This window comes from Cyclobacterium roseum (genome assembly GCF_010119225.1).
Lineage (GTDB): Bacteria > Bacteroidota > Bacteroidia > Cytophagales > Cyclobacteriaceae > Cyclobacterium > Cyclobacterium roseum.
In genome coordinates this window covers 167,963-187,838 of record NZ_WNKF01000003.1, presented here as the reverse complement: position 1 = coordinate 187,838, position 19,876 = coordinate 167,963, and the positions used below count along the sequence as shown (strand labels likewise).

Annotated in this window: 20 protein-coding genes and 1 tRNA gene; 11 read left to right on the top strand and 10 right to left on the bottom strand. The window is 46.4% G+C overall.

Annotated elements, in window-relative coordinates; all coding sequences use genetic code 11:
• Positions 1–157 precede the first annotated feature (157 nt).
• The 7 genes from GJQ68_RS05815 to GJQ68_RS05785 all read right to left on the bottom strand — a co-directional run bounded on the left by GJQ68_RS05815 (position 158) and on the right by GJQ68_RS05785 (position 3,251).
• Entirely contained in the window at positions 158–412 is a 255-nt protein-coding gene (locus GJQ68_RS05815) for a DUF2442 domain-containing protein (protein ID WP_162416366.1), read from the bottom strand.
• Positions 413–419: 7 nt separating this feature from the next.
• Positions 420–680: a DUF4160 domain-containing protein gene (locus GJQ68_RS05810; protein WP_162416365.1), complete on the bottom strand. Its 261-nt coding sequence runs from the start codon at positions 678–680 to the stop codon at positions 420–422.
• Positions 681–897: 217 nt separating this feature from the next.
• Positions 898–1,386 (bottom strand): DUF4252 domain-containing protein, encoded by a 489-nt coding sequence (locus tag GJQ68_RS05805; RefSeq protein ID WP_154856269.1) that lies wholly within the window; start codon positions 1,384–1,386, stop codon positions 898–900.
• A 45-nt stretch (positions 1,387–1,431) separates the two neighbouring features.
• A complete protein-coding gene (locus GJQ68_RS05800; RefSeq protein ID WP_162416364.1) occupies positions 1,432–1,968 on the bottom strand; it encodes a DUF4252 domain-containing protein in 537 nt (178 codons plus the stop codon).
• Positions 1,961–2,425 (bottom strand): hypothetical protein, encoded by a 465-nt coding sequence (locus GJQ68_RS05795; protein WP_162416363.1) that lies wholly within the window; start codon positions 2,423–2,425, stop codon positions 1,961–1,963. Before GJQ68_RS05795 ends, GJQ68_RS05800 begins: the two co-directional genes overlap by 8 nt.
• Entirely contained in the window at positions 2,415–2,912 is a 498-nt protein-coding gene (locus GJQ68_RS05790) for an RNA polymerase sigma factor (protein ID WP_162416362.1), read from the bottom strand. Before GJQ68_RS05790 ends, GJQ68_RS05795 begins: the two co-directional genes overlap by 11 nt.
• Before the next feature lie 266 nt (positions 2,913–3,178).
• Positions 3,179–3,251: transfer RNA gene (locus GJQ68_RS05785), tRNA-Phe, on the bottom strand.
• Positions 3,252–3,339: 88 nt separating this feature from the next.
• Here GJQ68_RS05785 and GJQ68_RS05780 point away from each other — a divergent pair.
• From GJQ68_RS05780 to GJQ68_RS05755, 6 genes are all read left to right on the top strand, one after another.
• Positions 3,340–4,689: a (Fe-S)-binding protein gene (locus GJQ68_RS05780; protein ID WP_162416361.1), complete on the top strand. Its 1,350-nt coding sequence runs from the start codon at positions 3,340–3,342 to the stop codon at positions 4,687–4,689.
• Entirely contained in the window at positions 4,682–5,482 is an 801-nt protein-coding gene (locus tag GJQ68_RS05775) for a (Fe-S)-binding protein (RefSeq protein ID WP_202927883.1), read from the top strand. Before GJQ68_RS05780 ends, GJQ68_RS05775 begins: the two co-directional genes overlap by 8 nt.
• 176 nt (positions 5,483–5,658) lie before the next feature.
• A complete protein-coding gene (locus GJQ68_RS05770; protein WP_162416360.1) occupies positions 5,659–6,147 on the top strand; it encodes a hypothetical protein in 489 nt (162 codons plus the stop codon).
• A 74-nt stretch (positions 6,148–6,221) separates the two neighbouring features.
• A complete protein-coding gene (locus GJQ68_RS05765; RefSeq protein WP_394351279.1) occupies positions 6,222–8,120 on the top strand; it encodes an OmpA family protein in 1,899 nt (632 codons plus the stop codon).
• A gap of 44 nt (positions 8,121–8,164) precedes the next feature.
• The gene (locus GJQ68_RS05760; protein WP_162416358.1) at positions 8,165–9,334 is read left to right on the top strand and encodes an AIR synthase related protein; all 1,170 of its coding nucleotides are present in this window, start codon (positions 8,165–8,167) and stop codon (positions 9,332–9,334) included.
• Between the two features lie 3 nt (positions 9,335–9,337).
• Entirely contained in the window at positions 9,338–10,690 is a 1,353-nt protein-coding gene (locus GJQ68_RS05755; protein ID WP_162416357.1) for a neutral/alkaline non-lysosomal ceramidase N-terminal domain-containing protein, read from the top strand.
• Here the strand turns inward: GJQ68_RS05755 and GJQ68_RS05750 are convergent.
• Both GJQ68_RS05750 and GJQ68_RS05745 read right to left on the bottom strand, forming a co-directional pair.
• Positions 10,639–11,310, bottom strand: a complete 672-nt coding sequence (locus GJQ68_RS05750) for a class I SAM-dependent methyltransferase (protein ID WP_162416356.1) — start codon at positions 11,308–11,310, stop codon at positions 10,639–10,641. The two genes, GJQ68_RS05755 and GJQ68_RS05750, sit on opposite strands and share 52 nt — an antisense overlap.
• Before the next feature lie 9 nt (positions 11,311–11,319).
• A complete protein-coding gene (locus GJQ68_RS05745; protein WP_162416355.1) occupies positions 11,320–12,141 on the bottom strand; it encodes a UbiA prenyltransferase family protein in 822 nt (273 codons plus the stop codon).
• Between the two features lie 120 nt (positions 12,142–12,261).
• On the opposite strand from GJQ68_RS05745, the gene GJQ68_RS05740 reads away from it, so the two are divergent.
• The 5 genes from GJQ68_RS05740 (at position 12,262) to GJQ68_RS05720 (ending at position 19,134) form a co-directional block, all read left to right on the top strand.
• Complete coding sequence (locus GJQ68_RS05740) at positions 12,262–12,891, top strand: DUF459 domain-containing protein (protein ID WP_162416354.1); 630 nt, start codon at positions 12,262–12,264, stop codon at positions 12,889–12,891.
• Between the two features lie 175 nt (positions 12,892–13,066).
• Entirely contained in the window at positions 13,067–14,956 is a 1,890-nt protein-coding gene (locus GJQ68_RS05735; protein ID WP_162416353.1) for a CBS domain-containing protein, read from the top strand.
• Positions 14,949–16,106, top strand: a complete 1,158-nt coding sequence (locus GJQ68_RS05730; protein WP_162416352.1) for a succinylglutamate desuccinylase/aspartoacylase family protein — start codon at positions 14,949–14,951, stop codon at positions 16,104–16,106. The genes GJQ68_RS05735 and GJQ68_RS05730 overlap by 8 nt, the downstream gene beginning before the upstream one ends.
• A gap of 79 nt (positions 16,107–16,185) precedes the next feature.
• Positions 16,186–16,959 (top strand): alpha/beta fold hydrolase, encoded by a 774-nt coding sequence (locus tag GJQ68_RS05725; protein ID WP_162416351.1) that lies wholly within the window; start codon positions 16,186–16,188, stop codon positions 16,957–16,959.
• A gap of 597 nt (positions 16,960–17,556) precedes the next feature.
• Positions 17,557–19,134, top strand: a complete 1,578-nt coding sequence (locus tag GJQ68_RS05720) for a calcineurin-like phosphoesterase C-terminal domain-containing protein (RefSeq protein ID WP_162416350.1) — start codon at positions 17,557–17,559, stop codon at positions 19,132–19,134.
• Positions 19,135–19,140: 6 nt separating this feature from the next.
• Here the strand turns inward: GJQ68_RS05720 and GJQ68_RS05715 are convergent, their stop codons facing one another.
• A complete protein-coding gene (locus GJQ68_RS05715) occupies positions 19,141–19,875 on the bottom strand; it encodes a ZIP family metal transporter (RefSeq protein WP_162416349.1) in 735 nt (244 codons plus the stop codon).
• Position 19,876: the final 1 nt, after the last annotated feature.

Sequence of the window (19,876 nt, the reverse complement as noted above, 5' to 3'; positions counted from 1 at the left end):
GTCGACAATAAATATCCTGTCACATGGCGTCATTGCCAGAGATAGTACGAAATGAATCCGTCGAGGTCTCGAAGACCTCAACGGTTATAGGCATCGGCATTAGGATTTTACAACCCTGTCCTTCCCTGAGTGGGCAAAAAATGGCATATCATCAATTTTAATTATTTTTAGCGTGCTCTTTTTCACCAGCTAATTCTTTTAAATAATTTGGGCAAAAATCATAACCATTTGGCCATGCAATCCCGCCGCCGGATTCTATAAACGCCTGTTTAAAATTATTACAATCAAGCAATTCTGCTGTGAATCCTTTTCCAATGTAGGAACGGAAATTTATGGTTTTCTGCTCCCCATCATTGAATTTCATCCAAATCCGGTAATCTTCCAATATTTTTATTTCTATTACTTCGTTCATACCAGCGTTAATCCAGAGGTTTGATTTTATCCAGTGCTACAGGAACAATGGCTTTTTCCCAATTGTTCATCAATTCATCTCTATGTTTAGAAGACCATTCCAACACCATTGAATGAGCTCTTTTGGGAAGCTTACCTGCCAAAATCTTTAACGTGATAATATCATATTCTGCTTTCATTCCTTGGTATTCAGCATGGAAATGTGGAGGATTGTGGTCTTGATAGTACATCCGAATGACAATTCCATAGAATCTTGAGATTTCAGGCATTTTTATTCAAAGATAAAAATTATTATTAAAATGGCCTTTTTATCATAACTGTGGCAAAAACAGGGATAAAGAGTGAAACCCTCTTTATATTAATCCATTTGATGGTAACGGAATCTATTAAATCTTAGGGCTTCAAAAAAACCTAAAAAGGTTTTTAACATCCGTGCTTTAGATAAAGACTGATCTCAGAATACCCCAAGGATCAGTGGAAAAAAAATCAAATACCCTTCCCCACTTTGGCCAGCGCCTTTTGGTCGAACTGTCCTTCCAACTCTATCACCAGGTACTCGGCATCCTCATTGGAACGGATCAGCAGCACCAGACCCTTCATGCTGCGCTGACCCAGGGCATAAATAGATACGCCGCTGTCTTTTTCTTCCGCCTCCATCATTAGTTCGTAGTTTTCCCGCTCAAGTCCCTGCGCCAGCTTTCTAAAATCGGCTCGTGCCTGGTTACCACTCACCGGCAGCTTGAAAAGCTTGACCCGTTCGATGCTCTCCGTGATGGCAGACAGGTTTGCTTCTTCGATATCGATGTCCCAACCCTTGGCAAAATCCAGGAAATTACCCGCCAGATCCAGGTGGAAAAAAGATTCTTCGCCTTTGTATTGATTGTAAAGCCGGTCCACGCTTTTGCTCTGTCCAAAGAGGCTTAGCGGTAGGCAAAAGAACAGGGAAAGGAAAACAAGGTTTAGTGCATTTTTCATAATTGTGTCGTTAAATGGATAGTCAATACGTTGATCTTTTAAAACTTATTCTTTATTGCCCTGCCCGTATTCCTTCATACCCGGCAGGTTGGTTTTTTCAGATAGCATGTTCAGGTCTTTGTAGGTAAAATCCCCCAGCATGCTCATGAGGGTAAATTCTTCCTTCGTCCCCGAAACCATCAGCAGCTCTTTTATCCGGTCACTTTCTTCCCGTACCATAAATTTCAGAGAACTGCCTTTGTCTTTGATGTCCATCAGCTCTTCGTATTGGTTGCGGTTAAGGAGACCGATGGCCTCTTCAAACATGTTTAGCCCATTGACCTGCTCGCCGGACAAAATCCGAATTCCCTTTACTTTGGAGATTAGGGTTAGCATGTCGTCTGCATCTTCATCGCCCTCTACGCTGTTGGAATTCAAAAAACCACCCGCCATCTGCATCATTTTGGGGCTGATATAGACCCGGGAAAAGCGCTCGTCCTCCACGTATTTGGAATAAAATTTTTCAATGGCACTTTCCTGCGCCTGCAGGCTACCAAGAACCAGCAGCATGGGTATTAATAGGTAAATTGACTTCCTAATCATTTTGTAAGTCGTTAAGGTTGAACATTTGGTGGGGTGCATTCAGATATTTGAGATCACCCATGACCTCCATTTCCTTTTCTCCCCTATGCAGATTTTGCTGGATCAGGCTAAAGGCCTCCATAACCTCAAAATAGGCCTGGGCCTGCGCTTCTTTTTCTTGCCGTACCTGATATTGCTGGATCAGGAAACCAAAACCGGCAAGTAAAATCACTGTTGCGGCGATTTTCATCCAGCCTCTCACTAATCCACGTTTTTCTGGAGGAGGCATCTCCCTAAAATCAGGGTTAGCTGATATCGTGGTATTCAACTTTTTAATCGCTGCTACTCCCAAGAAAAATGCCTTTTCCTGCTCGTATCCCGACACCTTCTCCAATAGGGCTTTCATCTCCCCTTCTTCCGCAGGTGAACTCGCTCCCTCCCAGTATTTCTCCAGTAATTGATCTAATCTATCGTTCATCGTTCTTACATTTCATTAGAAATTCCCTGAGCTTCTTTCTGGCCCGGTGCAGGTTTACCTTTACCTGTTCGGGTGAAATCTCCAGGTAACCGGCGATTTCCTCATAGGTCAACCCTTCCACTTCCCGCAATTCGAACACCTCCCGTTGCTTAGCGGGCAAGTCATCCAAAAAGCGAAACACCAATTTCACCGATTGGCTGTCTTCCTGGGATTCGACCGGCTCTTCCTGAACCGTTTCCTCTTGATTTCCCAGGGGCTCCATTCTGCTTTTGGTCCGAAACTGCTGCAGCACTTGATTTTTGAGGGTCTTCACCGTCCATCCCACGGGATTCTCCATCCGCTCGAGGCTATGACGGTGTACCCATGCTTTCGAAAAGACCTCCTGAACGGCATCGTTCGCTGCATCCCGGTCTTTTGTTCGGAGATACGCCATGCGGTACAGTTTATTTCGTAGCGGCCATATCGTTGCTTCAAAAAAAGTGCTCATTCATGTATAGGATGAAGTTCGCAGGGGAATGTTACAGCTTTGGACAACTTTTTTCAGCATTTATTTTTCAAATGGGTTCAACCGATTATAAAGTACTAAAAATATGAACAACTGCTGTTGCGGCGGGTTGATTAATGCGTTTATAATAGTATGCATCGGTACTATTTATTAATTTGCCGCGGAAATGAAAAACGACAGCAGGACCGAAATTAGCTTCAATATTAAAAAAAAGGCAAAAAAAAAGCCCTGGTCGAAACCAGGGCCAGTGGTGATGAGTGGGCTCGAACCACCGACTCACGGATTTTCAGTCCGATGCTCTACCAACTGAGCTACATCACCGCTGAAAGTGATGCAAAGGTAGGTATTTGTTACTTTTGTACAAACGATTTGAATAAAAAAATAGAGGCCTAAGAGTAATACATTCACTATGAGCAGCTTACCGCAAATCCTTTTTTTATTGGTTCTGGCCGCAGCAGGGTTTATTTTATATAAGCGAATCAGCTATATCCGAAAGACCATTCTGCTGGGGAGGCCCCTTGCCCGAAACGACCGGCCCAAAGAAAGATGGAAAACCATGGCCCTGGTAGCCTTTGGTCAACAGAAAATGTTTAAGCGAATCGGGCCTGCCTTATTGCACCTGATAATCTACGTTTCCTTTATCGTGATCAACCTGGAGGTATTGGAATTTATCATAGATGGGCTGGCCGGTACCCACCGTATTTTCGCCTCAGCACTGGCAGGCTTTTATACCCTGGCCATGAATGTGTTTGAACTGCTCGCTTTGGGCGTGTTGATTTCCTGTGTCGCTTTTCTGGTCCGACGAAATCTAATGAACGTTCCCCGGCTGAATTCGGCCGAGCTGAAGGGCTGGCCCGGATTAGATGCTAACCTGATTTTATGGATTGAAATCTTGCTTATGATCGCCATACTGACCATGAATGCGACCGATCAACTATTAGCCTATCGTGGGGTAGAAGGGTACCTTCCATTAGGAGGGCTGTGGATTAGCAGCAGCATTCAGGGCCTCTTTGAGGGGTTGAGCAGCACTACCCTGCTATTTTTGGAACGCTTTGCCTGGTGGTTTCATATCATCGGTATTTTAGGCTTTGCCATCTATGTGACCTACTCCAAGCACCTGCACATATTTCTGGCCTTTCCCAATACCTGGTATTCCAATCTGGAGCCCAAAGGAAAAATGCCGAACATGGATGTTGTCACCCAGGAGGTGAAATCCATGCTGGGACTAGCGGCTGCTCCAGAACCAACCGATCAGGCGGAAATAGGTAGGTTCGGTGCAAAGGATGTCCCGGACCTTTCCTGGGTCCAGATCATGAATGCCTTTTCTTGCACCGAATGCGGCCGCTGCACGGCCGAATGCCCCGCCAGCATCACCGGGAAAAAACTTTCTCCACGGAAAATCATGATGGACACCCGGGACAGGGCAGAGGAAATCAGCCAATCCAAAGCGGCCGGAAAGCAAGGAAAAGACGATGGCAAATCGCTGCTTGGCGATTACATCAGCCAGGAAGAAATCAACGCTTGCACCAGTTGCAATGCCTGTGTGGAAGCCTGTCCGGTTAACATCGATCCCCTATCCATTATTTTGGAATTAAGAAGGTACACCTCCATGGAAGAAAGTGGCAGTCCCGCCCAGTGGAATGCGATGTTTCAAAACATAGAAACCAGTTTTGCCCCCTGGAAATTCCCCCCGACCGACCGGTTTAACTGGGCATCGAAACTAAATCAGGAAGAAAAGAAACCAACGAATAATGAGTAATACCTATCAAGTTCCCACGATGGCCCAAAAGGCTGCTGCAGGTGAAACGCCCGAAGTACTTTTTTGGGTCGGATGCGCGGGCTCCTTCGACGAGCGGTACCAGGCGGTAACCCTTGCCTTTACAAAAATACTGAACAAAGTCGGAATCAATTTCGCCGTATTGGGAGAGGAAGAGACCTGTACCGGGGATCCCGCCCGAAGAGCAGGCAATGAGTTTCTCTTTCAAATGCAAGCCATCAGCAACATACAGGTGCTGGATGGGTATCGGATCAAAAAGATCGTCACGGCCTGCCCGCATTGCTTCAATACCCTGAAAAACGAATACCCTGCCTTGGGGGGAAATTACGAGGTGATGCACCATTCCCAGTTTTTGCAGGGGCTGATTCAGGAGGGTAAAATAGTGATGAAAGGGGGCGGAACCTTTAAAGGCAAACGAATTACCTTTCATGACAGCTGCTACCTGGGCCGGGCAAACGACGTGTACGAAGCACCCCGGGATGTGATCAAAGCACTGGATATGGAGCTGGTAGAGATGAAACGCTGTCGGAGCAAGGGTCTTTGTTGCGGTGCCGGAGGGGCGCAAATGTTTAAGGAACCGGAAAAAGGCAACAAGGACATCAACGTAGAACGAACGGAGGAGGCGCTGCAGACTGGAGCAAAAACGATCGCTGTGGGTTGCCCGTTTTGCCTGACGATGATGGCTGATGGGGTTAAAAACAAAGAAAAGGAAAAAGACGTACAGGTCCTGGACCTGGCGGAACTCATTGCCAAAGACCAAGGTTTGTCAGGGTAAGTAAAACCAGAGTTGTTGCCGGTGAGGCAACATTCTTTTGGTTAATTGCGTTTTTTAGTGGATCTTAATCCCTATTTTGTATCATAATAAATTCAAATTACGTTTAATTCTACAGAATATGCCAAACAAGCAACATCTATAGAGAACGTTAACAACTAAACTAAAGGAAATCAGGCATGTATGTACCTTTTGAAGAAATGTCGGAAGAAGCCAGAGTATGGGTATACCAGGCAAATAGGCCATTTAAGGAAGAAGAAAAAACCTGGATCATTTCCAAATTGGTCAGTTTCTGCAATCAATGGAACACTCACGGTTCACAGATGCCGACTTCTTTTGACATCAAATTCGACCAGTTTATAGTCCTGGCCGTGGATGAAGGCCTGCTGGGAGCCAGTGGCTGCTCCATAGATAGTTCGGTTCGGGTGCTAAGAGAAATTGAAACGGAGCTTTCCATCAACCTATTGGATAGCGGCAAAGTATCGTACCTGAGCGAGTCGGGTGTTAATGTGGCATTTTTGCCGGAAATCAAAACCCATATTCAGGAGGGGCAATTACAGCCTGGCAGTAAGGTATTCAACCCCGGTGTCAATAAAATAGCAGATTTGAACAATGAATGGTTGATACCGGCTGAGTCCAGTTGGTTGAAAAAATATTTCGCCCACTAATTTCGTTAGGGAACTCATTTCGTATGAAAAAAGCAACGTCTTCTGTCCTTCACCCCGCTTTCTGGCTACCGCTGATGGTGGTTTTTCTCCAGTTTTCCTGTACCAGTTTGCAACAGAAAGCTCAAAACCAATTTAGCACTGGGGAATACCAGATGGCCATCAGCACCTTCTCCAAATTACTAGAGAAGGAGCCGGACAATAACGAGGCAAACCTTTTTATCGCCGAGAGCTATCGGCTTTCTAACCGCATTGAAAAAGCAGCAACCTATTACGAAATGGTTTCTGAAGAGAACGCTACGTTTGAAAGTGAGTATTACAAGGGGAAAAGCCTGAAGGGGAAAGGGGAGTACGATTCGGCAAGAGTTGCTTTTGAGGCGGCCAAAACCCTGACCATGGACGATGAAAAAATCGCTCTTGCAGAGAAAGAGGTTAAAAATATTGATGCCCTGTCTGAAATTGAACCCATCTGGCCCAACCACGAACTGGAAAATTACGAATTGCTTAATACACCAGGAATTGATTATGCACCTGTGCTGAGTGAAAACTACCTGTATTTTACCAGTTCCAGAGGTGCCGGAGATCTCTACCCGGCTACGGGTCAGGGCTACACCCGATTGTTCCGGGCCAGGGCAGAGGGCATTAAGGTGGATGTACAAAATGTACAAACGCTACCGGAATTTCAAAACGAAACCGGATTAAACCAGGGTGCCATCGCTATCAGCCCTGATGGAAATACCATTATCTACGCCAGGGGAAATGCTGCCTCTAAAAGTGTCATTCCGGAGGTAAGCCTTTTTGCCTCCTATTTCAGAGGAGGGGGCTTTACCGAACCCATCTTTATGCCCGTCAACGGTGAACCTGAATACTGGAATTCCACCCCAGCGTTCAGTGCAAGCGGAGATACCCTCTACTTTGCCTCCAACAGACCCGAAGGATATGGGGGCATCGACCTGTACCGTTCCACCAAGCTTGCGAATGGCGATTTTGGTAATGTTGTAAACATGGGGCCTGAAATCAATACCCCCGGTAACGAATTATTTCCCAGACCGCTTCCTAACGGCGAATTCTACTTTTCCTCCGACGGACATCCGGGGTACGGAAAATTGGACCTGTTTGTAGCCAAAGAGGAAAACGGTTCGATTACGGTGAGGAACCTCGGTCCTAATTTTAATTCCATTGCGGATGATTTTGGAATCTTTTTCACCGATTATCCTGAAGAGGGCTACCTTACCTCCAACAGACCTGGTGGTAAAGGAGACGATGACATCTATTATTTCAAAGACATGACACCTCCCCCCAAGGTGGTCAACGTATTGCTGAATGTGGTCACCAAAGAAAGATTGGAGAGTGGAGAGGAGCAGGTACTTCCCCAAACCCGGGTGGTATTGTATGATGACAATAATCAGACAATTGATGGTAATTTCTCCAGCCAAAGCGGGAGACTACGATTCCCCTTGGAGCCTGAAAAAGAATACACCATGATCGCCTCCAAAACGGGCTATTTTACGCAGAGCATTCCTTATAGCACGGTTGGCAAAACGCCGGCCCCGGAGGACCTCATCCAGGAGGTAACCAATATTACACTGGATACCACCATCGTTTTGGAACAGTTGGTACTGGAAAGGGCCATCGTCTTGGAGAACATTTACTATGACCTGGACAAGGCAGAAATCCGGCCAGATGCGGCACAGGAGCTGGATAAACTGGTTAAGATCCTGAAAGACAATCCCGGAATCCGGATAGAGCTAAGCAGCCACACCGATGCACGGGCCAGCGATGCCTATAACGAAGACCTGTCTCAAAGAAGGGCTGAATCAGCGGTAGAATACATTGTTTCCCAGGGAATTGATCCATCCAGACTGGAAGCCAGGGGTTATGGCGAGCAGCAGCTGATCATCGAAAATGCCCAAACAGAGGAAGAGCACCAGATAAACCGTCGAACCGAGTTTAAGGTGATAGAAATCACCGAGTAAAATCCGTATATTTGCGGCCTGTTTGTTTTTTCAAAGCCAAGCTTATGAACGAAAGGTATATGCAACGCGGGGTATCGGCCTCCAAGGAAGACGTACACAAGGCCATTTCCAATCTGGATAAAGGCCTGTTCCCCAAGGCGTTTTGTAAAATCGTCGAAGATATCCTGGGCAATGATCCGGCCTATTGTAATATCATGCATGCCGACGGGGCGGGGACAAAATCCTCTCTGGCCTACCTGTACTGGAAAGCCACCGGAGACCTGAGTGTTTGGAAGGGAATCGCTCAGGATGCGATCATCATGAACTTTGACGACCTGCTTTGCGTGGGAGCCATCGATAATATTTTAGTCTCCTCCACCATCGGTAGAAATAAAAACCTGATTCCCGGAGAAGTTATCTCAGCCATCATCAACGGCACCGAGGAAGTTCTCCAAATGTTGCGAGACCATGGCGTAAATGCCCTATTGACGGGAGGAGAAACCGCCGATGTCGGAGACCTGGTGCGTACGATTATCGTAGATAGCACGGTTACCTGCCGGATGAAACGGAACGAGGTCATCTCCAATGACCGGATTGCTGCAGGCGATGTGATCGTAGGGTTGGCCTCTTTCGGACAGGCTCGCTACGAATCCGAATACAATGGCGGAATGGGAAGCAATGGACTTACCTCCGCCCGTCACGATGTATTTGGAAAAAGCATTGGCAAAACTTTTCCAGAGAGTTTCGATCCGCAGGTACCAAAAGAGCTGGTTTACTCAGGTAGCTTTGGCTTAACCGACCCTGCACCCGGCACCCCGCTGGATATGGGCAAATTGGTCCTCTCCCCCACCCGCACCTATGCACCGATAATAGCTGCCTTGCTCAAAACCCACCGTTCTGAAATTCATGGCCTGGTACATTGCAGCGGCGGTGCTCAAACCAAGGTGCTGCATTTCATTGAAGACTTGCATGTGATCAAGGACAACCTCTTCGATACTCCTCCGCTTTTTAAGATCATTCAACAGGAAAGTGGCACTGATTGGAAGGAAATGTATAAAGTTTTCAATATGGGCCACCGGATGGAAGTATACCTCGAAGAGAAGGTAGCGGAAGAAGTCATTCAATTGGCAACTGCGTTTGGCGTGGAAGCCCGGATTATTGGCCGAGTCACTGACTACAAAGGGAAAAAGGTGACCGTAAGCGGCAAACACGGAACATACACCTATGAGGGCTAAGCCATGCCCCTGCTACGCCTTTCCATAATAGCCATTGCTAAATTTTTGCTTTACCTGGCAGGGTTCTTTCTGCTGCTTATTCTGGCAACTATTACGACCGTAGACTGGACACCCTATCAGGAAAAGGGATACTACAAGGAAACCATGGCTACCCTGGACAGTCTGCACGTGGCGGGATCCGACCAGGGTTTTCTACTAGGTGGCTGGGCAAAGGCTAACATGACCCCGGCCACGCCGGTACCCTTGGTAGCCTATCGGCCCAGAGGCAATTATGAATTCGTCCAGGACAGTAGCTTTGTCAAAGCAGTAATCCTCGGGAACAGCGATATTAAGATAGCCTTTTTAAATTACGAGTTACTTATTGTTCACCCCAGGCTGGCAGAAACCCTGCGAAAAGAAATTAAGGAGCGTGCCCTTCCGATAGACCATGTCTATTTTACCGCAACACACACCCATAGTGGTATGGGCGGCACTATTCCCGGCCCCGTAGGAAGCCTGGCGCTGGGAGGCTGGAACCAAGACCTGGTGGATCTGATTTCCGCAAGCACCGTCCAAGCCCTGCAGGAGGCCTTTGTGCAGATGGATACTGTCCAACTTGATTATAGTAAAAGTAATGCCGAAAATTTTGTCACCAACCGATTGGTAGCAACCGACCCCGTGGACCCCTATATCCGTCAACTGACACTTAGGAATCCGGCCGGTGAAAGCGCGAGTCTGGTCAGCTACAGTGCACATGCCACCTGTCTGAGCAGTCGCTTTATGGGGTTATCAGGGGATTATCCCTTTTACTTTTCACAAAAACTCGAAGAACGGCATGACCTAGTACTTTTCGCAGCGGGAGCCGTGGGCAGTCATCGCCCCCACATTCAGGGAAATGATGTCAAGAGCGTCAAAGCCTACGCGGCCGAACTGGATTCCATGGTAGACCAAAATCGGGAGGAAATCAGTGAACCAGACGGAAAGGGTGTTTTTGCTGCAAAACTACCTTTACAACTTCGCGAGCCTCATTTTCGCATTAGTAACGATTGGCGCATTCGGCCCTGGCTTTTTGACTGGGCCATCGGGGATTATCCGGCCCATTTTGACCTGGTAAAGATCGGCAATACCCTCTTTATTTCCTCTTCCGGCGAGGTTTCCGGCGTGTTTTACGAGGCCTGGGAAAAGCAAGCTGCCGATCTGGGGATGAACCTGTTTATCACTACGTTCAATGGGGGGTATATCGGATACATTACGCCAGACAAATATTACCAGGAAAACTACTACGAGGTAAGGGACATGAATTTCTATGGCCCCTATAATGGTGCTTACTTTAAAGAGGTAATTGGCGAATTAATTGATTTGGGGGCAGGCTTGTAGCAAATGGCTTGAAAAAACCCTTGTTGAAAAGGGATTCGATGCACCGGCTCCCAGCCCCATTTCTGGAAAAAGGATGGGTAATCCGGCAGGTCCTTTCGGGAATGTCCGGCGAGCAATCGAAATACTAAAATTAGGAAGTAAAGTAACCACTTCCGATTTGCTTTCGGAAAAAAATCCGTAAAGATCCATTTGGTTTCCGAATGAACCCTGCTATCCAGTTCTTTAAACAATTGATCGATGCGTTCATCGGACAATACATCCAGAAAGTATTGGCAAATAATCACATCCGACTTCAACGGGGGAAGCTCCTCAAAGCGCGACGAATGGATCCACTGAATCTGCCTGGAAGCATGCCGATCCACTTTTTGCTTACTTCGCTTAATCATGGATCCGGAGGCCTCCATATAGAGTATTCTCCCGGTACTTCCGATTTGGTTCAGGATTTGGGGAAGAATGGCACCGGTGCCGCCGCCCAGTACCAGCACGGTATCCCCTTTTTGTATCCGGTCCAAAAATGCTTGCTTGCTTTGCTGAAAATCGGGACCAATTACCGTTATGGAGAAAAACTCATAGAAAGGCGCTAGTAGCAAATAGTGATCGGGGATTCGTTTTTTCGACATAAAAATAACCTAAAGGATGAGCAGTAACAACGGAAAGGAAAAGGTAAGCTCAAGGCGCCTTCTGGCTTCTGTAATATTAACTGGCCTCTCCATGAAAAATAGCACATGAATTAGCATCATTAATGCCCATACCAACGTATAGTGGTGGAAATAGGAAGGTAGGTGGAAAAATAAAAACAGCCCGTAGATCAATCCCGTTACACTTAACGTCCCGAGCAAATTTCTGGTTTTTCGCTTTCCCAAAACCGTCATGATGGAATGATGCCCCTCGGCGCGATCCAGTGCCCCATCCAGATAGGAAAAATATACCAGATTGAACCAGGCCAGGATAAAATAAGCCGGAACATAGTACAACCAATTTCCGGAAATAAAACCAAAATCAAGCTGAACTACCGGCACCAGAATGATGCCTGCCACATAAAAAATGGCAATGAGCCATTCTTTGGCAATGGCTGATTTCCTATTTCCCAGGCGGATCCCGATCATTACACCTACAATCAGAAAAAACAGGATTGATCCAGCCGCCAGTAATCTTTCATAGGTTAAAAAATGAAAGGAAAGCAGCGCTCCCGCTAGCCCGGTAAGCACCAGTGCCGCTGCCAATCGCTTAAAATGTTGCTGGTGAAATCGATGCCTTTTGGAAAGCGCGACTTTAGAAACTTTCCGGGCATCCAGGAGGTGATCAAAGGTATAAATGGTCCAAACCGCCAATGCCAACAGCAAGTAGTAATACCAGAAGAGGGAAACCCGCATCATATCGGCAAAAAAATACATGCCCGCACAGGCTCCCAAAACCACGTCCAGCGAAAGCAGGTTGGATCTTTCGTACACGACCCTGAAAAATTGTTTAGGTATGCCCACGGATATGCGATTAAAATGCAAATTAACAATTTGAATCCGCCGTTTCAGCGAAATAGTATGTAATTTCGCGATACTTTGATTTTTAGCCTAATGAAAAAAGTGATTTGCGCACTCTTAATGCTCTGGGGCCAGGGAAGTCACGCCCAGCAACCCGTCAAAATAGCCTGTATCGGTAACAGCATCACGGAAGGACCCGGGAGAAACCATCCGGACAGTTATCCGCTGCAGCTCCAAAAAATGCTTGGCCAGGGGTTTTTGGTAAAGAACTTCGGAGTTGGTGCCCGAACGCTCTTAAAAAAGGGGGATTTTCCTTTTTGGAACGAACCCCAATTGCAGCAGGTAAAAGACTACCAACCGGACATCCTTGTCATCAAACTGGGCACCAACGACTCCAAACCCCAAAACTGGGCCCACAAAGACGATTTCTTAAACGATTATCTGGAAATGATCCGCACTTTCAAAGAGCACATGCCCGATGAGGGGAAGGTATTTGTATGCCTGCCCGCACCCGTATTTAAAGATACCTGGGGAATCACCGAGCAGGTAATCGTGGAAGAAATGAGTCCTCTTATCCGGGAAGCAGCCAGAAGAACGGGCGCAGAGATCATAGACCTCCACCATTCATTAAAGCCTTATGCCTCGCTTTTCCCGGACGGCGTTCATCCGAACAAAGAAGGCGCAAAAATGCTGGCCCAGTCCGTGGCGGATTCCCTTCAGTAGTCTTGCGGCACAACCGTCAGGAAAAAATGCACTTATCTACCAAGCTAAACCCTGGCAAACCTTTTATCTGAAACCGGAATAGCAGAGGCCCTCTCACTGATTTTTCTCATGCGCTTATGGGATTATTCGCCTGGTGTTTCCAAATTCCTTTTTCCCTCCGTAACTTGTTGGGAGCATGGGAGAACATCGCGTAAATACCGGAATAAAACTATCGGATAGAAAAAAATTCCTCAAAAACCTGATCCAGGATATCGACGCACTGGATCAAATGATCCGGGATGGGCTCATTGAAAAAGACGTCCAACGAATAGGAGCAGAACAGGAATTTGCACTGATCGACCGGCACAACAAGCCATCAAAAAATGGCCCCTTGATCCTCGGCAAGCTGCAGGATGCTCATTTTACTTCCGAGTTGGCCATGTACAACCTGGAGCTAAACCTGGATCCAGTGGAATTAAAAGCGGAGTCCTTTTCTATCATGGAAAAACAACTCCGCAAATACTTGCGAAAAGCCGAACAAGTGGCGACTACCTTTGGAGATGCGGTTATTCTTACCGGCATTTTACCTTCCATAGACCTTCGCTCGGGCCAAATGGATTACATGACCCCCAACCCCAGGTATCAGGCCTTGGATGAGATCATTAAGCAATTGAGAGGTCAGGATTTTGAGTTAAATATTTCGGGGGTGGATGAATTGATATTAGCCCATACCAATATCCTGTTTGAAGCTTGCAACACCAGTTTTCAATGTCACCTTCAGGTAAGTGCGGAAGAATTTGTGGACCAGTACAATTGGGCTCAGCTGATTTCAGGCCCCGTACTTGCGGTTTGCACCAATTCTCCCCTGCTTTTTGGCAGGGAACTGTGGTCCGAAACCCGGATTCCACTTTTTCAGCAAAGTATTGATATCCGAAGTAAAGGCTATCACTTAAAAGAAAAAGAACAGCGCGTCTCCTTTGGCAATCACTGGATTCGGGAGACAACTGAAATCTACAAAGAGAATATCGCCCGATTCCCCCTAATTCTCACCCATAAATCCACTGCCAACTCATTGGATGAGCTGGCAAAGGGGCAAATTCCCGACCTTCAGGCCCTAAAACTTCACAATGGCACCATTTGGCGATGGAACAGGCCTTGCTTTGGCACGGGAAATGGCGTTCCTCATTTAAGAATAGAAAACCGATACCTTCCTTCGGGTCCCACGATCATTGACGAAATGGCCAACCTGGTACTCTGGGTGGGACTAATGAAGGCCATGCCGGATCATTACCGGAAATCCTGGCACCGAAAGTCCTTTGAAGATACAAAAGGGAACTTTTATCGGGCAGCCACCTCCGGCATATTCAGCAGCATGGCCTGGGAAAATCAAATGGTGCCCGTCCAGAAATTATTCCTGGACGAACTGTTACCCATGGCCGAGCAGGGATTGTCTAAGGTTGGGATCTCTCAGGCAGAGGCTTCCAAGTATCTGGAGGTCATCCGGAAACGGGTAAAAACCGGCCAGACCGGTAGCAGCTGGATGATCAAAAGTTACCGGAAAATAAAAAAGCACATGAGCAGGGATGAGGCCATGGTCACCCTCACCGGTGCCATTCAACAACGTAGGAAATCTGATTTACCGGTCAGCGAATGGAAGGCCGCCAGCCCTGCAGAACTTAAGGCCATTCCGATCCAATACGACTGGATTGGGAATATCATGACCACCAACTTAATCACTGTTCAGGAGGACGATTTGGTTGCACTGGTGAAGAAGATCATGAGTTGGAAAAACATCCATCACATCCCCGTAGAAAACAAAGAAGGAAAACTTACCGGTTTGATTACGGCTTCCACGTTGGAGAAAAAGGGTGAAGTGGAAAATGAACTGGAGATAGCCAAAAACATTATGATTTCCGAACTGGTGACCGTAGGACCTCATACCGACATCAAATATGCCATGTTGCTGATGGTCAATAAAAAAATCAGCTGCTTGCCGGTGGTAGACGGAGACCAGTTGATAGGATTGGTGACGGATAAGGATGCCCAAAGCATTTGGGACAAACTTTACGAGAAAAACAATGCCTGAAACCCTTCTCACTACAAATAATCCCCGGATTTTATTTGCGCATCACCAGGATGAAAAATCACCTACTCTGGTGGTAATCGCTGGAATTCATGGCAACGAACCGGCCTCTGTATTGGCCATGGAAGACCTTTTCGGTGAACAAAATACCGGAAAGTTTAGCTTTCAGGGTAATGTAATCGTGCTCAAAGGAAATGACCAGGCCCTGAAACGAAAACAACGGTACATCGAAAAAGACCTGAATCGCATCTGGACCAGAGAAAACCTGAATCTGGTCCGTATGAAAGAACCGGGGGAAGCCGGATTCAGCTATCCGGAATTGGAAGAATTGGCCTCCCTGGACCATCTGATTACGAGCATCATTGCAAAATACAATGCGGGTAAAATGTTATTTGCCGATTTACACACCACCTCCTCCGAAAGTTGTGCCTTTCTCCCGTTTAACGACACCCTGGTCAATCGGTCTGCTGCCAAACAATTTCCCGTGCCTTTGATCTTGGGTATCGAGGAATACCTGGAAGGCCCTCTGATGAGCCATATCAATGACCTGGGGTACCCGGCGTTGGGGTTTGAGGCAGGAAAGCACGAGGACCCCGACAGCATTCGCAGGCACCAGGCTTTTGTCAAACTCTGCATGAATTACTTAGGTATCATCCAATTGACCCAGAACGAAAAGGAATTGGAGGAGGGCTGGCTAAAAAGTAATCTGGACATTCCGGAAGGTTTTTACGAAATTCTTTGCCGCTATCCCATCAGCCCGGAACAAGACTTTAGGATGAACCCTGGATTTTTCAATTTCAACCCCATTCGAAAAGGACACGAACTGGCTCGAAACAATGGAGAACCTGTCATCAGCCCCTACCAGGGAATGGTTTTTCTTCCACTTTACCAGCAAATGGGGCAAGAGGGCTTTTTTATTGTAAGACCGGTTTCAACATTTTGGCTTTGGCTTTCCAAAATAATAAGGAAAACATTTCTTCCGGAAATGCTACCATTGCTTCCGGGAATTGCCAGAAAAAAAAACCATCAAAATCGCTACACCGCCAACCCCAAAATCGCCAGATGGCTCAATAAGGAAATTTTTCACCTGCTGGGATTCCGCATCGTTATGAAAGATCCGGATTCGTTTTGGGAACTAGTCAAAAGAGAATAGGGAATTGGCTGGAAACAAAAAAAGGACCGTTTATCCGGGAAGTTAAACCTTAGTGAGTCGTTTGGTGTTTACATTTTTAATGCTTCACTATACGACATATACGCTGAATCCGGAAGCTCCGTGGGTAACATTTGTCCACGGTGCCGGGGGCAGTAGTGCGATATGGTTTCGGCAAATTCGTGATTTCAAAAAATCATTTAACGTCCTTTTGGTGGACTTACGGGGCCATGGAAAATCAAAAAACCATGTCTACGAAAAACTAAAAAAATATTCGTTTGATGTCATAGGGGATGAGGTAGTCGAAGTACTCGACCATCTGAAAATCAAGCAATCCCATTTCGTTGGTATTTCCCTGGGAACCATCATTATTCGGGAAATCACCGAAAGGCATCCAAACAGGGTCAGTAGTATGATTCTGGCCGGAGCCATCATGAAACTTAATATTCGAGGGCAAGTGCTAATGAGACTGGGTATTTTATTGAAGTCGGTGATTCCCTACCTGATGCTCTACAAGCTTTTTGCTTTTATCATCATGCCCCGCAAAAACCACAAAGCTTCCCGGTATCTTTTTGTACAAGAAGCTAAAAAACTCTATCAGAAAGAATTTATCCGGTGGTTTACCCTGGCGGCAAAGGTAAATCCCCTTTTGGCCTTTTTCAGGATCAGGGAAACATCCATCCCCACCTTGTATCTCATGGGAGAGGAAGACTATATGTTTCTGCCATCCATTACCAAACTGGTCAAAAATCACCGTTCGGCCCGGCTCGTAGTGGTTCCCGCCTGTGGACACGTAGTCAATGTAGAAAAACCGGAGGAATTTAACCGAATAGCGCTTGCGTTTTTAGCCAACTAGAAGCATCTTTTTGTTTTAATTTGCTCCCTACCGTCTTTAATAGAATCCCCGGCCTACATCAAAATGGGTTACCGGCTCTTCCTTTTCAAGTTCTATTTCCTAGCTTACACTCGTGCTAAAGCAAGCATGGACAGCCCCATAAAAAAACAATGTTTTTTCAAGATTTTTTGGATATTTTTAAGGTATTTAGTTGACATCCAATCGCTTACTTTTTTTAAACGCATTTTTTAACTAGACAAAGGACAAAAACACCTATATTAAAACTTTCAACATATATTTTAATGTATTTCAAAATAAAGAAAATATTTTGTGCATTTTATCAGTAATTTATATGTTTAATCATTCGGATTAATCCTTTTTCGTTGCTAAGTTTCGGATGTTAAAGAAATGGGAAACGGATCAGTGAGGAAAGAGGAAGTTGGAAATCCGTCGTGTTAGTTGGTTATTTTTTAATGTAGGGTTTGTCCGGGGTCTTATGGAAACATAAGGCTCCGGCATTTTTTTTCAGCAAAGGTATTTGACAGATTGATAGTCCGTTTGGGGGCAGATCCGGTTATTCCTTTAGGCATCTCTCTCTCAATCAAAGATACTATTGGAATGAAACCACTTCTCCTTAGTTACCTGCTGTCAGGACTGCACTTCATATTTTTACTCAATGAAATACTTGCTCAGGAAATCGCAAGGGGTCAGGTATATCAGGATCTCAATAATAACGGCAAATTGGACCCGGGAGAACCCGGGATACCCTCTGTCTTGGTTACCAATGGGGTAGAGGTGACGGAAAGTGGTCCTGATGGCGGCTGGAAATTACCGGTTCGGGAGGGCCAGGCTGTATTTATTATCAAACCAGCTGGTTATCAAAGCCCCTTAAATGCCAATCACCTTGCTCAGTATTACTATTGGCACCAACCAAATGGCTCCCCCTTCACCGAGGTTGCGGGCCTTACTCCTACTGGGCCGCTACCGGAGCAGATTAATTTTCCTTTGCATCCGCAGGAGGAAGAGGACCGGTTTGAGGTCCTACTGTTTGGAGACCCACAGGCAAGAGGTATAAAAGAAGTGAATTATGTGAGTCACGATGTAATTGAGGAATGTTTGACTACCGATGCTGCTTTTGGCATTACCCTGGGAGACATCGTGGCAGACGACCCGGCTCTTTTTGAGGAAATCAGTGAAAGCACCGCGCAGATTGGTATCCCCTGGTATTACGTCTTTGGTAATCACGACCACAACCGGGATGTTACGGAGGATCCATTCCGGGATGAAACCTTTAATCGTTTTTTTGGTCCCAGTACCTATGCTTTTGAGTATGGCAAAGTAGCCTTCATCGTCATTCGCGACATTCATTATGATGAAAGCGGTAAGTATACCTCCCAATACACCGACGAACAGCTTAATTTCATCAAAAACTTCCTTGATTTTGTGCCGCTTGAAAAGCGAGTCGTAATCGTGCAACACGCTCCGATCACACGAACTCAAGGCAGAAAGCAGCTATTTCAATTGCTTCAAAACAGACCCTATACCTTATCTATTGCTGGCCACACGCATACCATGAATCATGTGTTCATCGATCAGGATGAGGGTTGGAAGGGCGAAACCCCGCACCATCACTTTATCAATGCTACCGTAAGCGGAAGCTGGTGGGTGGGACTAAAGGACGAAACCGGCATCCCGCATGCCACAATGAACGATGGTGCCCCGAATGGCTACAGTCTGGTGGAATTTGACGGGACCGACTACCGCATCCGGTTTAAGGCTGCCCGACGACCAGCTTCCTATCAGATGAACATCCACCTGCCGGATGACATTCCTACAAACGAACTAAAAAACACCGCGGTGCTGGTCAATGTATTCGCAGGTTCTGAGAAATCACAAGTTAAAATGAGGGTAGGGGATTCAAACACCTGGATCCCAATGCAATTTGATCCCCAGGAAGACCCCCTAAACGCCTGGATGCACAGCCTGGATAAATACCTGGACCTGGAATTATCAAATGGTACTTCGGTAGACGAAGGTATAGGTTGGAAGATGGATCCGCCTCAGATTTCCAACCATATTTGGACCGCCACCCTGCCAGATCACCTTTCGGTAGGGACGCATCGACTAGAGGTAGAAACCCAAGATCAGTTCGGTCAGGAATACCGGTCCTATCGAATCTTTCGGGTTCGTAAATAAAGGCTATCAAATAATAAACTCGGTCAAAATAGCCAATCCGGAGGCCAATAAGATGATCAGCAGCTTGTGCAGCTGAAAGCGGTGTTGGGGAGAGCTTTCAAAAAAGATGATCGTGGAAATATGTAGGAAACCACCTGCCACCAAGCCGAACAAAATGTTTAAGGTTCCCCTTCCGATAAGCTCTTGGTCGTATAGCAAATCGGTGGAAATCATTCCCAGTGGGGAAGCCAGGGAAAAGAGAACCAATAACAGCAAAACTCCCGGTTTATTCATCCGGGTCATCAATACAGCTACCAACGCAAACGCTTCCGGCATCTTGTGAAGGATGATCCCAATCAACAAGGTTTCACTACCGTGATGGTGCCCTGCCAGCATGGGCTGCTTGGAAAGGAGGGTCCCTTCCAGAAAGGCGTGTAAAAACAAGCCGATCATCAAGGTCCAAACACTGTTACCCACGCTTTGCCCTCCATGGTCGTGGATGTGTCCGTGCTCAATTCCCGAAGACATAAAGTCCAGGACCTGCTGAAGCAGAAATCCCAAAAGAATATACAAGCCCATGTAATAGGCAGAATCCTGATCTGCAAAAAGTTCGGGCAGGATGTGTAAAATGGTAATGGCAAAAAGATAGGCTCCGGCAAAAATCAACCCCAGTTTGAAACTCTTTTCCTTCCATCCCGGGATAAATAAGGCTAGCAATCCCGCACCAAATGCAGCGATAAATAGAAAAAGAAAATGAAGCATA

What these genes read in the sequence shown, in the direction of transcription:
- GJQ68_RS05805 (WP_154856269.1), bottom strand. Translation starts at nt 1,386, where the DNA reads ATGAAAAATGCACTAAACCTTGTTTTCCTTTCCCTGTTCTTTTGCCTA.
- GJQ68_RS05725 (WP_162416351.1), top strand. Translation starts at nt 16,186, where the DNA reads ATGCTTCACTATACGACATATACGCTGAATCCGGAAGCTCCGTGGGTA.
- GJQ68_RS05740 (WP_162416354.1), top strand. Translation starts at nt 12,262, where the DNA reads ATGAAAAAAGTGATTTGCGCACTCTTAATGCTCTGGGGCCAGGGAAGT.
- GJQ68_RS05735 (WP_162416353.1), top strand. Translation starts at nt 13,067, where the DNA reads ATGGGAGAACATCGCGTAAATACCGGAATAAAACTATCGGATAGAAAA.
- GJQ68_RS05810 (WP_162416365.1), bottom strand. Translation starts at nt 680, where the DNA reads ATGCCTGAAATCTCAAGATTCTATGGAATTGTCATTCGGATGTACTAT.
- GJQ68_RS05730 (WP_162416352.1), top strand. Translation starts at nt 14,949, where the DNA reads ATGCCTGAAACCCTTCTCACTACAAATAATCCCCGGATTTTATTTGCG.
- GJQ68_RS05755 (WP_162416357.1), top strand. Translation starts at nt 9,338, where the DNA reads ATGCCCCTGCTACGCCTTTCCATAATAGCCATTGCTAAATTTTTGCTT.
- GJQ68_RS05780 (WP_162416361.1), top strand. Translation starts at nt 3,340, where the DNA reads ATGAGCAGCTTACCGCAAATCCTTTTTTTATTGGTTCTGGCCGCAGCA.
- GJQ68_RS05770 (WP_162416360.1), top strand. Translation starts at nt 5,659, where the DNA reads ATGTATGTACCTTTTGAAGAAATGTCGGAAGAAGCCAGAGTATGGGTA.
- GJQ68_RS05715 (WP_162416349.1), bottom strand. Translation starts at nt 19,875, where the DNA reads ATGCTTCATTTTCTTTTTCTATTTATCGCTGCATTTGGTGCGGGATTG.
- GJQ68_RS05795 (WP_162416363.1), bottom strand. Translation starts at nt 2,425, where the DNA reads ATGAACGATAGATTAGATCAATTACTGGAGAAATACTGGGAGGGAGCG.
- GJQ68_RS05815 (WP_162416366.1), bottom strand. Translation starts at nt 412, where the DNA reads ATGAACGAAGTAATAGAAATAAAAATATTGGAAGATTACCGGATTTGG.
- GJQ68_RS05720 (WP_162416350.1), top strand. Translation starts at nt 17,557, where the DNA reads ATGAAACCACTTCTCCTTAGTTACCTGCTGTCAGGACTGCACTTCATA.
- GJQ68_RS05800 (WP_162416364.1), bottom strand. Translation starts at nt 1,968, where the DNA reads ATGATTAGGAAGTCAATTTACCTATTAATACCCATGCTGCTGGTTCTT.
- GJQ68_RS05760 (WP_162416358.1), top strand. Translation starts at nt 8,165, where the DNA reads ATGAACGAAAGGTATATGCAACGCGGGGTATCGGCCTCCAAGGAAGAC.
- GJQ68_RS05750 (WP_162416356.1), bottom strand. Translation starts at nt 11,310, where the DNA reads ATGTCGAAAAAACGAATCCCCGATCACTATTTGCTACTAGCGCCTTTC.
- GJQ68_RS05790 (WP_162416362.1), bottom strand. Translation starts at nt 2,912, where the DNA reads ATGAGCACTTTTTTTGAAGCAACGATATGGCCGCTACGAAATAAACTG.
- GJQ68_RS05775 (WP_202927883.1), top strand. Translation starts at nt 4,682, where the DNA reads ATGAGTAATACCTATCAAGTTCCCACGATGGCCCAAAAGGCTGCTGCA.
- GJQ68_RS05765 (WP_394351279.1), top strand. Translation starts at nt 6,222, where the DNA reads ATGGTGGTTTTTCTCCAGTTTTCCTGTACCAGTTTGCAACAGAAAGCT.